Consider the following 18,237-nt stretch of genomic DNA (forward strand, 5'->3'; position numbering starts at 1 on the left):
TGTCCCCTATAAAATATATCGGCTCATATCTCTATTTTTAGCTATAGAAGCCAGTTTTTCTTCTACATATTCCGGGGTAATTGTTATTTTATCCATAGTAATACTTGATGCTTCAAACGAGAGGTCCTCCAGAAGCCGCTCCAGCAGCGTATGAAGCCTTCTTGCTCCTATATCCTCTGTCTGCTGGTTCACTTCCAGAGCGAGCTCTGCGATCTTTCTAATGGCCGCATCGCTGAACTCCACTTTAATATCTTCTGTAGCCAGCAGCGCCTGATACTGTTTTAAAAGAGCATGATCAGGCTCTTTTAGGATTTTCACAAAGTCTTCTATATTTAAACTGTCCAGTTCCACCCGAATCGGAAAACGTCCCTGCAGCTCCGGAATTAAATCGGAAGGCTTGGACATGTGAAAGGCTCCGGCTGCAATAAACAATATGTGGTCTGTTTTGACAGGTCCATATTTTGTTGTAACTGTTGATCCTTCTACAATAGGAAGAATATCGCGCTGCACGCCTTCCCGTGACACATCCGCGCTGCTGTTCTGCTGTTTGCCAGCTACTTTATCCATTTCATCTATAAATATGATGCCGAGCTGCTCTGCTTTAAACACAGCATCCTGGCCTATTTCATCCATATCCACAAGCTTTTGTGCTTCCTGTTCGGTTATTACTTTTCTAGCTTCTCTTACGGTCAGCTTCCGCGTTGTTTTTTTCTTCGGAAGCATACTGCTCATCATTTCCTGCATGTTCATACCCATTTGATCCATGCCGGCACCCTGGAACATATCCGCCATCGGAGAAGTCTGCTGTTCTACTTCCACCTGTACGATGTGGTCTTCGAGTTCGCCCATACGCAGCTGATGATCTATCTGCCGTCTCTGCTGGGCAATCGATTGATCTTCCTGCTCGGGCTCTTCTTCCTCTTCGTTCTGCTGCTGAAAAAGCATCTCAAATGGATTTTTTACAGAAGACTGCTTTTTCTTTTTCTCCGGAACGAGGAGCTTAACCAGCCTTTTGTTCGCTTCTCGTTCTGCTTCTCCCTGCACGCTGGCCATTTTTTCTTCTTTTACAAGCCGTACCGACGTTTCCACCAGGTCCCGGATCATTGATTCCACATCGCGGCCGACATAGCCGACTTCCGTGAACTTGGTCGCTTCTACTTTAGCAAACGGCGCCCCTGCCAGCTTAGCAAGTCTGCGGGCAATTTCTGTTTTACCCACACCGGTGGGGCCGATCATAAGAATATTTTTGGGAGTGATTTCCTCCTGTACCGATTCTGTCAGCCTGCTTCGGCGGTAGCGGTTACGAAGGGCTACTGCTACGGAGCGCTTGGCTGAATGCTGTCCTACGATATATTGGTCCAGTTTTTCAACTATTTCTTTTGGGGTAAGCGATATGCTCATGCTTTTATCTCCCTTCCAGCCGGAACTAATTGTTATTCCGATGCTTCGTTAATTTCTTCCATGGTCAGCTGGTCATTTGTAAAGATACAGATTTCTCCTGCTGTGCGGAGCGCTGCTTCCGCAATAGCTTTAGCTTCCATATCAGGCGCATAGTTTTTTAAAGCGCGTCCGGCTGCCAGGGCATAATTTCCGCCGGATCCGATAGCGATCATATCATCATCCGGTTCTATTACTTCACCGGTACCAGCTACGAGCAGCAGCGTGTCCTTATCCATTACGATAAGCATCGCTTCAAGTCTCCTGAGCGCTTTATCGCTGCGCCATTCTTTGGCCACCTCTACTGCAGCACGCTGCAGATTTCCTTTCCACTGCTCGAGCTTGCCTTCAAACATGTCGAACAACGTAAAAGCATCTGCCACTGAGCCTGCAAAACCTGCAAGAACCTGGCCATTATAGATTTTCCTTACTTTCTTTGCCGTATGCTTCATGACCACCGCCTGGCCGAACGTTACCTGCCCGTCCCCGGCCATAGCACTGCGGCCGTTATGCCTGACGGCGAAGATAGTTGTTGCATGAAAAGATTGATCCATATGTCAGTCCTCTCTTTTATCCGCCCGTGGATGGGCTTTGTCATATACCTGCTTTAAACGGTCTTTGGTTACATGGGTATAAATCTGTGTTGTCGACAAATGTTCATGTCCAAGCAGATCCTGGACGCTTCTCAAATCAGCCCCATTATCAAGCATATGCGTAGCAAATGTATGCCTGAGATCATGAGGGGAGAGCTTTAATGTGTGCGACATATCCTTTACCCTTTTTTCGACAATATAGCGGCAGCCTCTATCGGTTAAGGCTTTTCCACTATTGTTTAAGAACAGCGCCGGCTCTTGTACGTGGTTTTTGGAGGCGAGCTGCTTTCTGCCCTCTTCCCGGTAGCTCGTAACTGCTTCAAGTGCAAAGGAGCCGACAGGGATATAGCGCTGTTTCTGCCCTTTCCCCTCTACTAGAACCATCTGCGTACCGGCATCTACATCCGTTTCCATTAAGGACGTACATTCACTGATGCGCATGCCGGTGGAATACAGCAGTTCAAAGAGTGCGAGATCCCGCTGGCCCGTAGGAGTGGACGTATCAAAAGACTGGAACAGTTTTTCCAGTTCTTTCGTATACAAAAACCGCGGCAGTTTTTGCTGCTTTTTAGGCAGAACTGCTGCCTGAAAAGGATTAACCGCTACTTTTTCCTCCCGTTTCAGATATTTGTAAAACGTGCGGAGGGCCGAAATTTTCCGGGCAAGCGTTGCTCTTTGATAATTTTTGGAAAACAAATGCGTGTAATACTGCCTGACTACTGCCGTATCTATCTGTTCCCCGTAATCAAGGCCTTCTTCCTGTAAAAATACAAAAAAGGCCCCGATATCTTCTTTGTATGCTTTAATTGTTAATAAAGAAGCATTTTTTTCAATTTGCAAATATCGGATAAAAGACTGCACATCCTGGTGTGATGCTGACTGTGGCATTCACGTCACCTCATTGACAAAAGCTATTAAATCTTATCATAGGGAAGAATGTAACCGCAACCCAATATATTATTTTTTCATAAAATTCTGAATGGATTCCAATGCCCGTTCAGCCAGCTTTTCATTGCGCTCCTGCTTTTTTTTGATTCTCGGTTCGAGCGGGGACAACAAGCCGAAGTTGGCATTCATAGGCTGGAAATTGTTCGGATCAGCGGTCGTAATATAGTGGGCAAGCGCGCCGATAACCGTTTCATGCGGCAGAACTTCGGGTTCTTCACCTTTAACTATATTTGCTGCATTTCTGCCGGCTATCAGTCCAGCTGCCGCAGACTCTACATATCCTTCCACACCTGTAATCTGTCCGGCAAAGAACAAATCTTTTCTTGCTTTCGTCTGGTAAGTCGGCTCCATTAAATTCGGTGAATTAATAAATGTATTCCGGTGCATCACGCCATAGCGGACGACTTCTGCATTTTCGAGACCGGGTATCAGCCGAAGTACTTCCTTCTGCGGGCCCCATTTTAAATGAGTTTGAAAACCTACAATATTATAAAGCGTGCCTGATTGATTGTCCCGGCGCAGTTGAACTACCGCATACGGGCGCTTTCCGGTTTCCGGATGTTCAAGGCCTACCGGCTTCATCGGACCAAATAGCAGCGTTTTCTTTCCGCGGTTTGCCATGACTTCCACAGGCATGCATCCTTCAAAGAAAATTTCTTTTTCAAACTCTTTTAAAGGCACTGTTTCAGCTTCCGTTAACGCTTCATAAAACCGGTCGAATTCCTCTTCGGTCATCGGACAGTTAATGTAGGCGGCTTCCCCTTTGTCATACCGGGATTTCAAATATGCCTTATTCATGTCGATGCTGTCGGTTTCAATAATTGGAGCCGCCGCGTCGTAGAAATAAAGATGCTCCTGTCCGCTCAGTTCCTGAATCTGCTTCGACAGTTTTTCTGTCGTCAATGGTCCTGTGGCTATAATGACAGGTCCCTCCGGGATTTCGGTAATTTCTTCATGGCGGACTTCAACAAGCTCATGCTCTTTTACAAGCTCTGTTACTTTTGCTGCAAACTCATGACGATCCACTGCAAGAGCTCCGCCGGCAGGAACGGCACAGTGATCTGCTGCCTTGATAATAACAGAATCAAGCTGTCTCATTTCTTCTTTTAGTACGCCGACAGCATTTGCCAGGCTGTTTCCACGAAGGGAATTGCTGCAGACAAGTTCCGCAAATTTATCCGTATGATGAGCAGGCGTCTGCTTTACCGGCCTCATTTCATACAATTTTACGTTAATTCCTCTGTTGGCCAGCTGCCAGGCTGCTTCACTGCCCGCCAGACCTGCTCCTATTACTGTCACTGTGTGCTCTTTATTCATACGCCATAATCCTTTCTTCGTTTCATTTTTACTTCTATGGTCGTGTTTCTTCCATTGTACATACTGCATAGCAAAACCCCTTTTTTCAAAGGGGTATCTGCTCTTGTCTCGTTCTTCTTCAATCGGGATTTAGTTCGGCTCTTCTTTATAATCACATACGGTACATTCAACATGTACCCCTTTTTTCGTTTTCTTTTCAACAAGCAGATGATCGCCTTTCGGGCAGACTCTCGAAATTGGCTTGTCCCAGGAAACAAATTCACATTCAGGGTAGCGGTCGCATCCAAAAAACGTGCGCTGCTTTTTACTTTTTCTTTCCACAACATTTCCTGTTTTACATGTAGGACACTTCACGCCGATATCTTTAACGATTGCTTTTGTATTGCGGCAGTCCGGAAAATTGGAACAGGCCATAAACTTTCCGTAGCGTCCCATTTTATAAACCATCGCATTGCCGCAGAGTTCGCAGTCTTCTCCTGCCGGCTCGTCTTTGATCTCAACTTCGCGCATTTCTTCTTCTGCTACTTTTAACCGTTTATCAAATCCCTGGTAAAAGGCATCAATAATCTCAATCCAGTTTTCACTGCCTTCTTCAACAAAATCCAGGTCACTTTCCATTTTAGCGGTAAAGGCAACGTCAAGAATTTCCGGGAAGAATTCCACTACCAGCTCTAATACAATTTCCCCCAGTTCCGTTGGAATAAAACGTTTATCCTGCAGGGAAACATAGTTTCTGCGCTGAATCGTGTCAAGAGTCGGTGCATACGTAGATGGACGCCCAATTCCCAGTTCTTCCATTGTTTTTACGAGCCTTGCTTCTGTATAACGCGGCGGCGGCTGCGTAAAGTGCTGGTTTTCTTCTATTTCGACTTTTTGAACTTCCTGGCCTTCTTTTAAGTCCGGAAGCAGACGATCTTCTTCTTTTTTACCGTCATCTCTGCCTTCAACATAAACTTTCATAAAGCCGGCAAACTTAATTTTAGAACCGGTAGCCCGGAACATAACGCCGTTATTTTCAAGATCCACGCTCATTGTATCCATTACAGCGGGTGCCATTTCACTTGCTACAAGGCGCTCCCAGACTAATTTATACAAGCGGTACTGATCTCTCGATAAGTTGGCTTTTACGTTTTTTGGTTCGTACATAACAGAAGTAGGCCGCACCGCTTCGTGGGCATCCTGCGTATTGTTTTTCTTTTTAGCCGGCTGCTGTTTTTCTTTGCGCGTGTATTCGTCACCGTATTTTTCTTCAATAAACGATTTCACTTCTGCTTTCGCGGTCTCGGATACTCTTGTTGAATCCGTTCTCATGTACGTAATTAAACCAACCGTTCCTTCTTTTTTCCCTAGATCAATTCCCTCATAAAGCTGCTGGGCAATCATCATCGTTTTCTTAGCACGGAAGTTAAGCTTTCTTGCGGCTTCCTGCTGCAGGGAAGAAGTCGTAAAAGGCAGAACGGGATTTCGTTTTCTTTCCTTTTTTGTTACGGTCTGTACGGTAAAATCGTCGCCTTTCATTCTGCCGGTGACTTCATTCACGTCATCCTGCGTCTGAAGGTTCGTCTTTTTACCATCTAGCTGATGGAATTTCGCTTCGAAGGACTCTTCACCTGTGCTGAAGGTTCCTTCTATACTCCAGTATTCTTCCGGAATAAAAGCCTGTATTTCTTTTTCTCTATCAATAATCATTTTTACTGCAATGGACTGAACACGTCCGGCGCTTAGTCCTTTTTTTACCTTTTTCCATAAAAGCGGACTAATATTATAACCGACCAGACGGTCCAGGATTCGTCTAGCCTGCTGGGCATCGACTAAATCCATATTAATTGGTTTTGGGTCTTTAAATGCATCTTTAATGGCCGTTTTTGTTATTTCATTAAAAACAACCCGGCATGGTGAGGTTTCATCAATGTTCAAGCTGTGGGCTAAATGCCATGCTATTGCTTCCCCTTCTCTATCGGGGTCAGCTGCGAGATACACTTTTTTCACCTTTTTTGCGGCTGTTTTTAATTCTTTTAACACGGGCCCTTTCCCGCGTATCGTTATATACTTGGGCTCATAGCGGTTTTCTGTATCTACTCCCATCTGACTTTTCGGAAGATCCCGAACGTGTCCCATTGAAGCTTTCACCGTGTATTTTTTGCCAAGATATTTCCCGATTGTTTTCGCTTTAGCGGGAGATTCAACGATTACTAGATAATCTGCCATAGTTGGAGTTTCCTCCCCCTTTTCCCTTTTAAAATCTTCACCATTATCAAACACTTTCGACATCTTTGTCAAACATCTTTTAAAAAAATCGTATTTCTTCTATTTTATAATGCAGCACTTCAAAGTATCATCATTTTTGCACAGTTTCTATAAGCTGTCTACCTATTTACTTTCTGCAGAGCGAATCATCTCCAGGAAGCAGCCATGAGATTGGCATATTTCAGTACCGGCTCCGCGCCCTCCGCAATAAGCTGATTGGTCCCTGCGCTTTCTTTTGATAAAATCGGCCCGGGAAGCGCTTTGATATCCCTGCCCTGTTCCAGTCCCTGATAGGCTGTAATCAAGGAACCGCTTCTTTCTTTCGCTTCTACCACAAATACCGCATCCGATAAAGCACTGATAATCCGGTTTCTCATCGGAAACTGCCATTTCTGCGGAGAGACGTCCGGCGGGTATTCACTGACGAGTAAATGATCTTTCTTTATCTGCCTGGCAAGTTCTGTATGCTGCTTTGGATAAATATGCTTAAACCCGGAGCCAAGCACAGCTATCGTCCGGCCCCCGTTTGCTATACATTGTTTGTGAGCCTCTCCGTCCACCCCTGCTGCAAGCCCGCTTATAATGGTAACGCGGTCTCTGCTCAATTCAGGCATAAACGTTGAAATAACCTTTTTTCCATAGGCGGTCGGGGTACGGGAGCCAACGACAGCCAGCATCTTTGATGAATGGAACAGCGCTTTTTCTCCTAAAAAATACAGCACCCACGGAGGATCATATATTGTTAAGAGACGCTGCGGATAGGATGAATCCAGACTGGTTACGGTCTTAACTCCGCAGGAATGATAGTACGCTGCCGTAATGCCGGGCGAAGTGTTATGAAGATACTCAAAAAGACCCGCTGCCTGAATGCCGGAGAGCTTCAGCCTCTCCTGAAGGCGGGTTGAACTAAATGTATAAACAGCCGAAAAGGAAGGATCTATGTAGTACAAGGTACGCAGCCTGTGCCACGTTAAATAAGGTGCTGCATGTAAATGAATCAGTCTTTCGGAGGGGGTGATTGTCATGGGTTGTTCCTTTCTTATCGTGGATGGACGTGCGGGGGTTATAATGAATAAGGCGGCGCTGCCGGAACAGCGCCGCTTTTTTTTTACTTATTTAGAGGTTGGTTCGTGAGTCAAACACTTATCATACAAATTGTTTTCTTTAAGTGCTTTTAGAAGCGTCTCGCCCATATCAGATGGCGTTGCTGCTACGCTGACACCGCATGCTTCAAGCGTTTTGATTTTTTCTTCAGCTGTTCCTTTTCCTCCGGAAATAATAGCGCCTGCGTGGCCCATTCTTTTGCCTGGAGGAGCTGTAGCGCCGCCGATAAATCCAACAACCGGCTTTGTCATATTCGCTTTGATCCACTCTGCAGCTTCTTCTTCAGCTGTTCCGCCGATCTCGCCGATCATGATTACTGCCTCTGTATCGTCATCTTCGTTAAAGGCATTAAGAACATCGATAAAGTCTGTACCGTTCACAGGGTCGCCTCCGATTCCAACAGCTGTAGACTGACCTACACCTGCTGTGGAAAGCTGATGTACTGCTTCGTACGTCAGTGTTCCTGATCTGGAAACAACGCCTACATGGCCTTTTTTGTGAATGTATCCCGGCATAATACCGATTTTGCATTCTTCAGGTGTAATAACACCAGGGCAGTTCGGCCCGACAAGGCGGGTTTTTTTGCCTTCCATGTAGCGTTTTACTTTCGTCATGTCCAGTACGGGAATACCTTCTGTAATGCAGATAGCAAGATCAAGCTCTGCATCTACGGCTTCCATAATAGCGTCTGCCGCGAAGCCTGGTGGAACATAGATAACAGATGCCGTAGCACCAGTAGCTTTAACCGCATCGGTAACCGTATCAAAAACAGGGATACCTTCTACTTCTGTACCGCCTTTTTTAGGGGTTACACCGCCTACGATCTGCGTGCCATATTCAACAGCCTGTTTGGTATGAAACAAGCCGGTTGCGCCTGTAATACCCTGAACAATTACCTTTGTATCTTTATTGATAAAAATACTCATGATTATTGACCCGCCTTTCTATTTTACTAGAGATACAATTTTTTGTGCGCCATCAGCCATGGAATCAGCCGCGGTAATGTTAAGACCTGATTCTTTAAGAATTTCTTTTCCACGTTCCACGTTTGTACCTTCTAGGCGGACAACAAGCGGAATTTCAAGTCCAATTTGTTTTGTTGCTTCCACAACACCATCAGCAATAATGTCACACTTCATGATGCCGCCGAAAATGTTTACATAGATACCTTTTACCTGCTCATCGGAAAGGATGATTTTAAAGGCTTCCGTTACTTTTTCAGCAGTTGCACCGCCCCCAACGTCAAGGAAGTTGGCGGGATCGCCGTGATAGTGCTTGATAATATCCATTGTAGCCATAGCAAGACCGGCACCATTCACCATGCAACCGATATTTCCATCAAGCGCAATATAGCTTAAATCGTGCTTGGATGCTTCAATTTCTTTTAGATCCTCTTCATCAAGGTCTCTGTATTCCACAATATCCTTCTGACGGTATAATGCGTTGGAATCAAAGTTCAGCTTTGCGTCAAGTGCCATAACGCCGCCTTCTCCTGTTGTAACGAGGGGATTAATTTCAGCAATCGAGCAGTCTTTTTCAACAAATACCTGGTAAAGACCAAGCATAAACTTAACTGCCTGTCCAAGCTGCTCTTTAGGAATGTTAATATTAAAAGCTAAACGGCGTGCCTGAAAAGCCTGCATGCCGACAGCAGGATCAATATATTCCCTGAAGATTTTCTCGGGCGTTTTTTCCGCCACTTCTTCAATTTCCGTGCCGCCTTCTTCTGAAGCCATCATAACGACTTTAGATGTTTCGCGGTCAAGGACAAGGCCGACATAATATTCTTTTTTAATATCGCAGCCTTCTTCAATAAGTAAGCGCTTTACTTCTTTGCCTTCTGGTCCCGTTTGATGTGTAACAAGCGTTTTGCCAAGAATTTCATTCGCATATTCACGAACTTCATCCAGATTTTTCGCTACTTTTACTCCACCGGCTTTTCCTCTGCCGCCCGCGTGGATCTGGGCTTTCACTACGCTGACTTCTGTTCCTAATTCTTTTGCAGCTTCTACAGCTTCTTCCACTGAGAAAGCTACTTTTCCGTTAGGTACAGCGACGCCGTATTTTCTGAGGAGATCTTTTCCCTGATACTCATGAATATTCATGTATTCTCCATCCTCCTTAACGATTCTGTACGAAGTACCACATTCATTTATCCTGTGGGCAAGGATTGGGCGGAAACATTGAGTTATACAAACAACATCTCGCACACATGTATTATCGTATAAAAAAAACGCAACAAATTCAACAATTCGTCAAAACTTTATTTATTTTCTTTTTATGAATGTTTATTCATTATTTTGTATAGGACTGCCGATCCAGCCGGTATAAAAAAGAAAACACCTCTGCGACTACTTCATACAGCTCTTCCGGGATCGTCTGGTTGACTTCAAGCTGCGCCAGCATTTCAACGAGCATTGGATCTTTCTGGACGGGAATACCGTTCGCTTCGGCCAGCGCCATGATTTCTTCAGCAGTTTTTCCCTTCCCTTTTGCTTTAAGGACTGGAGACTGCCAGAGCACCGGGTCATACTTCAGGGCAGCTGCCATTTTTTTTGTTTCAGGTTCTCTGCTGTTCATATTCTGACATCCACCCCTTTATTATCAAGCCGCATAACGGAAGGCTGAATTTGTTTTTTTATTTCTTCAGTCTGCTTCCAGTTTACGGAATAGAGATCATAATTCATCCTGCCAAGCTGGGTTTCCAAAAACGGCTTTAACATTTCAAACAAGCCCTCCGGCTTCGCCTGTCCGTTATAAATTGTCAGCTGCAGCTTTCGATTTTGAATTGTAATATCCGCCGCCGTTTCCCCGAGCTTTTCTAACGTTACGTGCAGGAGCATTCGGCAGTGGTCAGGATCAAGACTGCCGTCCGGCGTTTTTTTTGCTTCCCAGTCAATTGTTAAGTCAGCAGCAAAGGAGCCGAGAAATAAAGGTATCTGGGTCTGCAGCTGCTGAAGAATACCGGGCTGTTCCAGCGCCTGCAGCTGCTGGGAGGTAATCCGGCCAAGCAGAGGGTCAAGCTGCTGCCTGGCTGAACCACTCAGCTCGGCCTGGGCCTGAAGCAGCAGGGATTTTACTTCCATGTCCGGGGCCGGACGCGCATTGCTCTGCGTAATCGAAGCCTCATGAAACAAGCCCAGCTTCTGCTGAAGCTGCAGCCACTGCCGGGAGAGCGATTCAAAGGAAGGATTCCAAAACGTATCTGCTGATGCTTTAGCCTGGAACAACTGCGTCAATGCTTTTTGCTCTAGAGGCTGAAGCGGAGAACTTCCTGGTTGAATAAGAGCATGCAGAGGTTTTATCTCACCTGGAACAGTTGAGGTAAAAAGCTGACCTGCTTTCGCCCACTGCGCTTCCGGGGATAACGATTCAATGGATTTAAAAAATGTATGTAAAAACTGCTGCTGTATTTGAGGAGACTGCACGGGAGCCGAAGAATCGGATACGGCCGCTCGATAAAGAGCCGCCGTCCATGCTGCCTGGGTCTGCCCCGGTGCAGCTGCTCCAGCTTTGATAAGAAGAGAAAAAGCCCCCTCTTTCAGGGATGATTCTGACCCTCTGTCAAGCACGGCTTTCGCGGCATCGAGAAGGGCCGGCGAAACGGATGTTTGATTTTTGTTCAGCTGCAGAAGGGTTTCCATATCTCCCAGCTGCCGTGTAAGCGCCCGGACAGTCATGCCGGGATTCTGCATATTGAAAAGAGCCTGCTGCGTGTCACGGAAAACGGATGCCGTACTTTTAGAATTTACTGCAGCAGCCAGAAGGGCTCTGTCCGGCATAATTTTTTTGGCAGCCATGGCCGCTAATGCCTCTATACTTTTTTCCAAATTGACGCCACTGGTTTCCTTTAACAGCCGGCTGCTCTGTTCGATAAATGCCTGGGAAAAAGGAATATTTTTCTGTAATAACGATTGTACAAGCGCCTGTATCCCTTTTTGTCCGTTCATTCCTGCCTTCTGCAGAAGCGGCGCCATTCCCGCAACTTTTCCCTGTCCGTCTGCCGGGAGGGCACCTAACACTTTTAAATGCAGCGTTTCCTGATTATTTTCTACCCGGAATAGATAGTTAACGTTCGCTTGAAGTGGAGCAGATAATTTTCCTGATATACTATTTTTTCCTATTTGAAGGATAACCTGCTGATTGGGAAGAAGCTTTGCTGCTTTCGCTTGAAACAGGTCTCCTTTCTGCAGGGAAGGAAGACCCGGGGAGGCAGCCCTGGTTTGAAAACTGCTGCCGGTAATATTTTGAACACCCATGCCTTCCCTCCTCTTTTACAGTAGATCGCTGACGGGTTTAAAACTTCTGCGGTGATATCTTGTCAGGCCATGCTGCTTTAATGCTTCCAAATGAGCCTTCGTCCCATAGCCTTTATGGTCTTCAAAAGAATACCGGGATAGGCTTCTGCCATTTTTTTCATCGCCGCATCCCGCTCTACTTTGGCAATCACAGATGCCGCTGCAATAGAAACGCTTCTTGAATCTCCTTTAATTAAAGACGTCTGAGGAAGTGAAACCGGCAGTTCCATCGCGTCAACAAGAAGCGCACCGGCCTTTATACCGAGTCCCTCCACAGCCCATGTCATAGCCATTTTAGATGCTTGATATATATTGTATTTGTCTATATCAGCAGCACCGACGTGCTTTATACAGTAGGCCAGCGCTTTTTCTTTTATTATCTCACTATAGTAATTTCGTTTAGCTTCTGATAACTTTTTAGAGTCTGTCAGCCCCGGGATAATTAACGTTTCCGGCAGAATGACTGCAGCAGCCGTAACAGGTCCTGCCAGCGGTCCTCTTCCTACTTCATCGACGCCGGCTACAAGCCGAATTCCCTGCCGGTGGTACTCTTTTTCAAACCGGCTCATATCTGCATACATCTGCAGCTCTTTATTTATCTGCTGCTGTTTTTTTTCATACCTGTTTAATGCCTGCTGTACGCCCGCTCTTTTATCCTGTTTCCAGGCCTGCAGCTGCTCATTCGTTGCTTTGTTTGTGTCCAGCAGTGTTTTTATCTGCGCAATTGTGCTCTCTGGCATTTTCTACTCCTTATATCGGCTTTGAATTTATTATTTACTTTTTTTAAGACTCGGGAAGGTCTTCCGGGTGCTCCAGCGTAATAGCGCCAAGTTTATCTTTTCGTAAATCATTAATAATAAGCTCCGCTGCTTTATCATAGTCCACGAAGCCTCCCTGCAGAAGGCAGCCACGCTTTCTGCCAATCATTTCGAACAGCTCCGTATCTTCTTCCGGCAGCTCCTCTGTGAGGTTATAGCGCCTTTGAAGGGCGTCCGGGTACTTCGATCTTAACTCTTTGATGATAAACAGGGCAATATCCTGAAAATCCAGCAGTTCATCTTTAATGGCTCCCGTTGCAGCCAAATGATAACCTACGCGCTGGTCATCAAATTTCGGCCAGAGTATACCCGGTGTATCGAGCAGCTCCAGGTCACTGCCTACCTTCAGCCACTGCTGTGCTTTCGTTACACCCGGCCGGTCTCCAGTTTTCGCCGTCTTTCTTCCGACAAGCCTGTTGATCAGAGTTGATTTGCCGACATTGGGAATACCGATAATCATTGCACGGATCGCACGGGGACGAATACCCTTCTTTTTCATTTTCTCGAACATAGGCGCAGCCAGCCGCTGGGCGGAATTGGTCAGCTCTTTAACGCCGCGCTGTTCCAGCGCATTCATTGACAGCACTTCGGTATGCTCGTTTTTCCAAAGCTCGGTCCATTTCGACGTGAGTACCGGTCTGCTTTATCGCTTTTCGTTAAAATAATAAGTCTCGGTTTATGCTGAGTGATGGAATCCAGCATTGGATTTCTTGAAGAAAAAGGAATTCTGGCATCTGCCAGTTCTATAATAATATCTACTTTTTTTAGTGTTCGGTTACTTCTCGTTTCGCTTTCGCCATATGGCCGGATACCACTTGAATGTGCATCTGTATTCCTACTCTCTTTATCCTGCTATTTGGTTTTCTATGTATATGTGCCTATTGGAAAAAAGACTGCAGCGTATACCGCTGCAGTCTTTACATGCATCCTATTAACGAATTTCTTTAATACGGGCTGCTTTTCCGCGTAGTTTGCGCAAGTAGAATAGTTTCGCTTGACGAACCTTACCACGGCGTTTACGCTCGATCTTATCAATACGTGGTGAATGGACTGGGAATGTACGCTCTACACCAGTTCCGTAAGAAATCTTACGAACTGTAAACGTTTCGCTGATTCCGCCGCCGCGTCTTTTGATAACGACACCTTCAAATAGCTGGATACGCTCACGCGTTCCCTCAACTACTTTCACGTGTACGACAACCGTATCACCCGCACGAAATTCTGGTAAATCCGTTTTAATTTGGTCTTTTGTAATTTCGCGAATAAGTTCTTGCATTTGTATTCGCCTCCTTTTCCCCATGCTCTTGCCCGTTCTACGCAGCGAGCGGAACATCGTATTCAATCGGCTTTCGCCACAAATTACATCATAGCACAGCAAAAAGCTTCACTTCAATGCTATTTTTATTATTTTTGCGATCCGCTTCGACTGCCAGTAAATCCGGACGCCGTTCCCGGGTACGTTTTAAAGATTCGTTTTCCCGCCATGCTTCAATATTTTTATGATGGCCGGAAAGAAGAACCTCCGGTACCTTCCAGCCCCTGAATTCTGCAGGTCTCGTATAGTGGGGATGTTCCAGCCGGTTTTCTTCAAATGAATCCTTTTGTGCTGATTCTTCATTTCCCAATACTTCCGGAAGGAGGCGGGTTACGCTGTCTGCAACCACCATCGCACCCAGCTCTCCGCCTGTCAGGACGAAATCACCGATTGAGATTTCGTCTGTTACCATGTGTTCCCGAATTCGTTCATCATAGCCTTCATAATGTCCGCATACGAGAATTAGATGCTGTTCTTCGGAAAGCTCTCTTGCTTTCTCCTGGGTATAGCGTTCTCCCTGCGGGCAAAGGAGGACGATGCGGGGCTTTGTATCGCCGGCGGCCGCCTTGACAGCCTCCAGGGCATCATAGACAGGCTGGGGGAAAGCACCATTCCCGCTCCTCCTCCATATGGATAATCGTCCACACGGTTGTGCTTATTTTCGGTATATTCCCGGAAATTGTGCAGAAAATATCGGACCGCATTTTTTTCCTGTGCTTTCTTCAGCATAGAGGAATGAAGCACTCCTTCGAACATTTCCGGAAATAACGTAAGAAAATCGATCCTCATCAGGAAAGCAGCCCTTCTATAACATGAACGTCGATCCGTTTCGATTCAATGTCTATTTTTTTGACGACATCATCGATATAAGGAAGGAGAATGTCTTTTTTATTCTGGCCGGCAGAAATGACCCATACGTCGTTTGCACCGGGGGAGAGAATTCTTTTATTTTCCCGAGATAGTCTCCCTCATCGCTCCAGACGCCGCATCCTATAATATCGCTGTAATAAAACTCTCCTTCTTCGAGAGCCCCCCGCTCCGTCTCCGGAATCTGGAGCACGGTGTCTTTTAATGAAAGCGCCTGATCCAAAGAAGTGATTTCTTCAAACGTCAGCAGCTGAAACTGCTTATGCGGACGTGTTGCTTTAATCGTAAGGGGTCGGTCGCCGACGTACAGAACGTTGCCGGTACGAAACCGTTCTTCCTCAAAATCGGTAACCGGAATAACTCTCACTTCTCCTCTGACGCCGTGCGTATTAACAATTCTTCCTACATTAAACCATTCCATTCGTGTCTTCTGCCTCCACTGCTCTAATCTCAATCACGCGCTGGTCTTTAACAATGATTTCTTCCCGGCTTCCGCCGATCCATGCATCACCGACCTGTACGTCCTTGACCTGGTCCACCTGGCCGAAAGAAATTTCAGTACCGACTGCCAGATCTTTGAGTCTTGTGATCTGTTTATCCAGCTTATCGTTTTTATCTTCCCGTTTTATTGCTTCCTGGCCGAGACGATCTACAGCCTGCTGGTTGGACTGCCCGTTTGATTTTTTATATTTCTGCAGCTGAAAACGAAGCTGCTCAATTTCCGTCTGAAGCTTTTTTTTCTGCTTTCCAAAATCCGCCAGCATTTTCTCTCTAAGAGATTCTGTTAAAACATGTTTGACTGTTACTTTTTTTATAATATTCATTAGCTCACCTCTTCTATTAAAATTATATAGGTTTTCAGCCTATGTTTCTATGTAAATACAAAAAAAGAGCGGAGTATACCCGCTCTTTTCCACTCGTTTAATCCGCAATTTCCAGGCGGACATGCTGATGCTGCTGCGACGCTGCAGCATACACGACAGACCTGATCGCGGTAGCTACTTTGCCTTGCTTTCCGATAACTTTCCCCATGTCTTCTTTGTGCACAGACAGGGTGATCACTCTGGTCTCGCGCTGCTGCTCTTCGCGCACATTCACATGTTCAGGGTGGTCAACTAAAGCTCGCGCAATTGTTTCCACAAGTTCTTTCATCCTGTTACCGCCTTTCTATCTTCATAAACTATTTAGCTTTTTTTGCTTCGCTTTTTGCTTCATGAAGCTTTTGCATAAGGCCTTCACGGGAGAACAAGTTTCTTACTGTGTCGGAAGGTTTTGCACCATCCTGCATCCATGCAAGAGCTTTGTCTTCGTCAAGCTTTACAGCTGCCGGCTTTTCCAAAGGATTGTACGTTCCGATTTCTTCAATAAAACGTCCATCACGAGGAGCGCGGGAATCCGCCACTACTACACGGTAAAAAGGTCTCTTTTTTGAACCCATTCTTTTAAGTCTGATTTTAACTGCCATATATAGGCACCTCCTAGATTATTTTCGCACATTTGCTTATTATAATAAAAAATTGTAACGCTGTAAAGGGGTTTTCCTTTTCACTACATAAATGGGAAGGACATATTGCCTTTTCCCTTTTTCTTTCCTTTACTCATAGAGCTCATCTGCTTCATCATCTTCTTCATATCTTCGAACTGTTTGAGCAGACGGTTCACGTCCTGAATAGTCGTTCCGCTGCCTTTGGCAATCCGCCGTTTCCGGCTTGCATTAATAATAGCCGGCTCCGATTTTTCCTTTTTGGTCATCGAGCGGACGATTGCTTCGACACGGCCGATCTGGCTTTCGTCCACCTGGGCGTTTTTCAGGCCTTTCATTTTTCCGGCGCCCGGAATCATGTTTAATAATTCATCCAACGGGCCCATGCCTCTGACCTGCTCGAGCTGTTCAAGGAAATCATCAAACGTCAGGTCTGCTGTGCGCATCTTCCGTTCCATTTCCTTGGCTTTTTCTTCATCTACCGAGAATTCTGCTTTTTCAATGAGGGACAATACGTCCCCCATCCCGAGAATCCGGGAAGCCATCCGCTCGGGGTGAAATACTTCAAGCGCATCAATTTTCTCTCCGGTACCGGCAAACTTAATCGGTTTATCGGTAACAGCCTTAACTGATATCGCTGCACCGCCTCTTGTATCGCCGTCCAGTTTCGTTAAGACCACTCCCGTGATGCCCAGCTGTTCATTGAAGCTTTCCGCCACATTGACTGCATCCTGACCGGTCATTGCATCGACAACGAGAAGAATTTCATCTGGATTTACTGCTTCTTTAATGTTCACAAGCTCATCCATCAACGTTTCATCCAAATGCAGACGGCCGGCAGTATCAATCAGCACATAGTCTTGATGATCTTCTTTTGCCTGCTCCACAGACCTCGTCGCAATTTCCACCGGGCTTACCTGGTCTCCCATGGAAAACACCGGCATGCTTAGCTCTGTTCCGAGCGTTTCGAGCTGTTTAATAGCGGCCGGACGATAGACGTCGGCTGCAGCCATCAGCGGCTTGCGGTTATTTTTTTTGCGCAGAAACTGGGCAAGCTTTGCGGTTGTTGTTGTTTTACCTGCCCCCTGCAGACCGACCATCATAACAACAGTCGGCGATTTGGAGGAAACCGCAATCTTGCTCTGCTCTTTTCCCATCAGGTTGGTCAGCTCTTCGTTAACCACTTTAATAACCTGCTGGCCGGGCGTCAGGCTTTTCATCACTTCCTGGCCTGTGGCCCGCTCTTTAACATCATTAACAAACTTTTTTACGACTTTAAAGTTTACGTCGGCTTCAAGCAGGGCGAGCCTTACCTCACGCATCATTTCTTTTACATCTGCTTCGGTAACGACGCCGCGGCTTTTAATTTTGTCAAAGGTCCCCTGGAGTCGTTCAGCTAATCCTTCAAATGCCATTCGCTTATTCCCCCCTCTTCCATCGTTTCGAGCTGTTCTACATACCGCAGGACATGGGCGCTGTCTGTTTTGATCTTTTCATACAGTTCAGATCTTGCTATATACTTGCTGTATAATCCAAGTTTCTGTTCGTATTCTTCGAGCATCGCCTCTGTGCGTTTAATATTATCAAAAACAGCCTGTCGGCTTACATTAAACCATTCTGCAATTTCACCAAGCGAGTAGTCATCTAAAAAGTAAAGTTCTACATATTTTTGTTGTTTATCTGTTAAAAGAAGCTGGTAAAAATCAAACAGGGCATTAATGCGGACTGTTTTTTCTAACATGGTCTCCACCTTCTTCTGCAGAATATCTATTACCTTATGCTTTTGGATGGAAAGGACGATTTTATTTTA

At 45.8% G+C, this 18,237-nt stretch carries 17 protein-coding genes and 3 pseudogenes; all 20 read right to left on the reverse strand.

What is annotated here, in order from left to right:
• Positions 1–6: 6 nt before the first annotated feature.
• Entirely contained in the window at positions 7–1,401 is a 1,395-nt protein-coding gene (gene hslU / locus MMY81_RS14655; protein WP_252313487.1) for an ATP-dependent protease ATPase subunit HslU, read from the reverse strand.
• 32 nt (positions 1,402–1,433) lie between these two features.
• The gene (gene hslV / locus MMY81_RS14660) at positions 1,434–1,991 is read right to left on the reverse strand and encodes an ATP-dependent protease subunit HslV (RefSeq protein WP_120192264.1); all 558 of its coding nucleotides are present in this window, start codon (positions 1,989–1,991) and stop codon (positions 1,434–1,436) included.
• A gap of 3 nt (positions 1,992–1,994) precedes the next feature.
• Positions 1,995–2,918, reverse strand: a complete 924-nt coding sequence (gene xerC, locus MMY81_RS14665; protein ID WP_252313488.1) for a tyrosine recombinase XerC — start codon at positions 2,916–2,918, stop codon at positions 1,995–1,997.
• A gap of 69 nt (positions 2,919–2,987) precedes the next feature.
• On the reverse strand, positions 2,988–4,295 hold the full coding sequence (trmFO, locus tag MMY81_RS14670; RefSeq protein WP_252313529.1) for an FADH(2)-oxidizing methylenetetrahydrofolate--tRNA-(uracil(54)-C(5))-methyltransferase TrmFO: 1,308 nt from the start codon (positions 4,293–4,295) through the stop codon (positions 2,988–2,990).
• A 129-nt stretch (positions 4,296–4,424) separates the two neighbouring features.
• Positions 4,425–6,503, reverse strand: a complete 2,079-nt coding sequence (gene topA / locus MMY81_RS14675; protein ID WP_252313489.1) for a type I DNA topoisomerase — start codon at positions 6,501–6,503, stop codon at positions 4,425–4,427.
• A 185-nt stretch (positions 6,504–6,688) separates the two neighbouring features.
• Complete coding sequence (gene dprA / locus MMY81_RS14680) at positions 6,689–7,567, reverse strand: DNA-processing protein DprA (protein ID WP_252313490.1); 879 nt, start codon at positions 7,565–7,567, stop codon at positions 6,689–6,691.
• 87 nt (positions 7,568–7,654) lie between these two features.
• A complete protein-coding gene (gene sucD, locus MMY81_RS14685) occupies positions 7,655–8,572 on the reverse strand; it encodes a succinate--CoA ligase subunit alpha (protein WP_120192267.1) in 918 nt (305 codons plus the stop codon).
• Positions 8,573–8,590: 18 nt separating this feature from the next.
• Complete coding sequence (gene sucC / locus MMY81_RS14690; protein ID WP_252313491.1) at positions 8,591–9,751, reverse strand: ADP-forming succinate--CoA ligase subunit beta; 1,161 nt, start codon at positions 9,749–9,751, stop codon at positions 8,591–8,593.
• A gap of 190 nt (positions 9,752–9,941) precedes the next feature.
• Entirely contained in the window at positions 9,942–10,226 is a 285-nt protein-coding gene (locus MMY81_RS14695; protein WP_252313492.1) for an EscU/YscU/HrcU family type III secretion system export apparatus switch protein, read from the reverse strand.
• Positions 10,223–11,905 carry a hypothetical protein gene (locus MMY81_RS14700; protein ID WP_252313493.1) on the reverse strand — a complete coding sequence of 561 codons (1,683 nt, stop codon included), beginning with the start codon at positions 11,903–11,905 and terminating at the stop codon, positions 10,223–10,225. Before MMY81_RS14700 ends, MMY81_RS14695 begins: the two co-directional genes overlap by 4 nt.
• A gap of 77 nt (positions 11,906–11,982) precedes the next feature.
• Positions 11,983–12,684, reverse strand: coding sequence for a ribonuclease HII (locus MMY81_RS14705; protein ID WP_374561972.1), 702 nt, complete (start codon positions 12,682–12,684; stop codon positions 11,983–11,985).
• A 43-nt stretch (positions 12,685–12,727) separates the two neighbouring features.
• Positions 12,728–13,589 (reverse strand): annotated as a pseudogene (gene ylqF, locus MMY81_RS14710) (ribosome biogenesis GTPase YlqF).
• A 104-nt stretch (positions 13,590–13,693) separates the two neighbouring features.
• On the reverse strand, positions 13,694–14,038 hold the full coding sequence (gene rplS / locus MMY81_RS14715; protein ID WP_120192273.1) for a 50S ribosomal protein L19: 345 nt from the start codon (positions 14,036–14,038) through the stop codon (positions 13,694–13,696).
• A gap of 88 nt (positions 14,039–14,126) precedes the next feature.
• Positions 14,127–14,866: pseudogene (trmD, locus tag MMY81_RS14720) on the reverse strand (tRNA (guanosine(37)-N1)-methyltransferase TrmD).
• Positions 14,866–15,365: pseudogene (rimM, locus tag MMY81_RS14725) on the reverse strand (ribosome maturation factor RimM). The pseudogenes trmD and rimM overlap by 1 nt, the downstream one beginning before the upstream one ends.
• Positions 15,352–15,768: a YlqD family protein gene (locus MMY81_RS14730; RefSeq protein WP_252313494.1), complete on the reverse strand. Its 417-nt coding sequence runs from the start codon at positions 15,766–15,768 to the stop codon at positions 15,352–15,354. Before MMY81_RS14730 ends, rimM begins: the two are co-directional and overlap by 14 nt.
• A gap of 97 nt (positions 15,769–15,865) precedes the next feature.
• Positions 15,866–16,096, reverse strand: a complete 231-nt coding sequence (locus tag MMY81_RS14735; protein WP_252313495.1) for a KH domain-containing protein — start codon at positions 16,094–16,096, stop codon at positions 15,866–15,868.
• A gap of 28 nt (positions 16,097–16,124) precedes the next feature.
• Positions 16,125–16,409 (reverse strand): 30S ribosomal protein S16, encoded by a 285-nt coding sequence (rpsP, locus tag MMY81_RS14740; RefSeq protein ID WP_120192278.1) that lies wholly within the window; start codon positions 16,407–16,409, stop codon positions 16,125–16,127.
• 83 nt (positions 16,410–16,492) lie between these two features.
• Positions 16,493–17,842, reverse strand: coding sequence for a signal recognition particle protein (ffh, locus tag MMY81_RS14745; protein WP_120192279.1), 1,350 nt, complete (start codon positions 17,840–17,842; stop codon positions 16,493–16,495).
• Positions 17,824–18,168, reverse strand: coding sequence for a putative DNA-binding protein (locus MMY81_RS14750; protein ID WP_120192280.1), 345 nt, complete (start codon positions 18,166–18,168; stop codon positions 17,824–17,826). Before MMY81_RS14750 ends, ffh begins: the two co-directional genes overlap by 19 nt.
• Between the last annotated feature and the right edge of the window lie 69 nt (positions 18,169–18,237).

The sequence above is a fragment of the Sinobaca sp. H24 genome (genome assembly GCF_023845525.1).

What these genes read in the sequence shown, in the direction of transcription:
- hslU (WP_252313487.1), bottom strand. Translation starts at nt 1,401, where the DNA reads ATGAGCATATCGCTTACCCCAAAAGAAATAGTTGAAAAACTGGACCAA.
- hslV (WP_120192264.1), bottom strand. Translation starts at nt 1,991, where the DNA reads ATGGATCAATCTTTTCATGCAACAACTATCTTCGCCGTCAGGCATAAC.
- xerC (WP_252313488.1), bottom strand. Translation starts at nt 2,918, where the DNA reads ATGCCACAGTCAGCATCACACCAGGATGTGCAGTCTTTTATCCGATAT.
- trmFO (WP_252313529.1), bottom strand. Translation starts at nt 4,295, where the DNA reads ATGAATAAAGAGCACACAGTGACAGTAATAGGAGCAGGTCTGGCGGGC.
- topA (WP_252313489.1), bottom strand. Translation starts at nt 6,503, where the DNA reads ATGGCAGATTATCTAGTAATCGTTGAATCTCCCGCTAAAGCGAAAACA.
- dprA (WP_252313490.1), bottom strand. Translation starts at nt 7,567, where the DNA reads ATGACAATCACCCCCTCCGAAAGACTGATTCATTTACATGCAGCACCT.
- sucD (WP_120192267.1), bottom strand. Translation starts at nt 8,572, where the DNA reads ATGAGTATTTTTATCAATAAAGATACAAAGGTAATTGTTCAGGGTATT.
- sucC (WP_252313491.1), bottom strand. Translation starts at nt 9,751, where the DNA reads ATGAATATTCATGAGTATCAGGGAAAAGATCTCCTCAGAAAATACGGC.
- MMY81_RS14695 (WP_252313492.1), bottom strand. Translation starts at nt 10,226, where the DNA reads ATGAACAGCAGAGAACCTGAAACAAAAAAAATGGCAGCTGCCCTGAAG.
- MMY81_RS14700 (WP_252313493.1), bottom strand. Translation starts at nt 11,905, where the DNA reads ATGGGTGTTCAAAATATTACCGGCAGCAGTTTTCAAACCAGGGCTGCC.
- MMY81_RS14705 (WP_374561972.1), bottom strand. Translation starts at nt 12,684, where the DNA reads ATGCCAGAGAGCACAATTGCGCAGATAAAAACACTGCTGGACACAAAC.
- rplS (WP_120192273.1), bottom strand. Translation starts at nt 14,038, where the DNA reads ATGCAAGAACTTATTCGCGAAATTACAAAAGACCAAATTAAAACGGAT.
- MMY81_RS14730 (WP_252313494.1), bottom strand. Translation starts at nt 15,768, where the DNA reads ATGAATATTATAAAAAAAGTAACAGTCAAACATGTTTTAACAGAATCT.
- MMY81_RS14735 (WP_252313495.1), bottom strand. Translation starts at nt 16,096, where the DNA reads ATGAAAGAACTTGTGGAAACAATTGCGCGAGCTTTAGTTGACCACCCT.
- rpsP (WP_120192278.1), bottom strand. Translation starts at nt 16,409, where the DNA reads ATGGCAGTTAAAATCAGACTTAAAAGAATGGGTTCAAAAAAGAGACCT.
- ffh (WP_120192279.1), bottom strand. Translation starts at nt 17,842, where the DNA reads ATGGCATTTGAAGGATTAGCTGAACGACTCCAGGGGACCTTTGACAAA.
- MMY81_RS14750 (WP_120192280.1), bottom strand. Translation starts at nt 18,168, where the DNA reads ATGTTAGAAAAAACAGTCCGCATTAATGCCCTGTTTGATTTTTACCAG.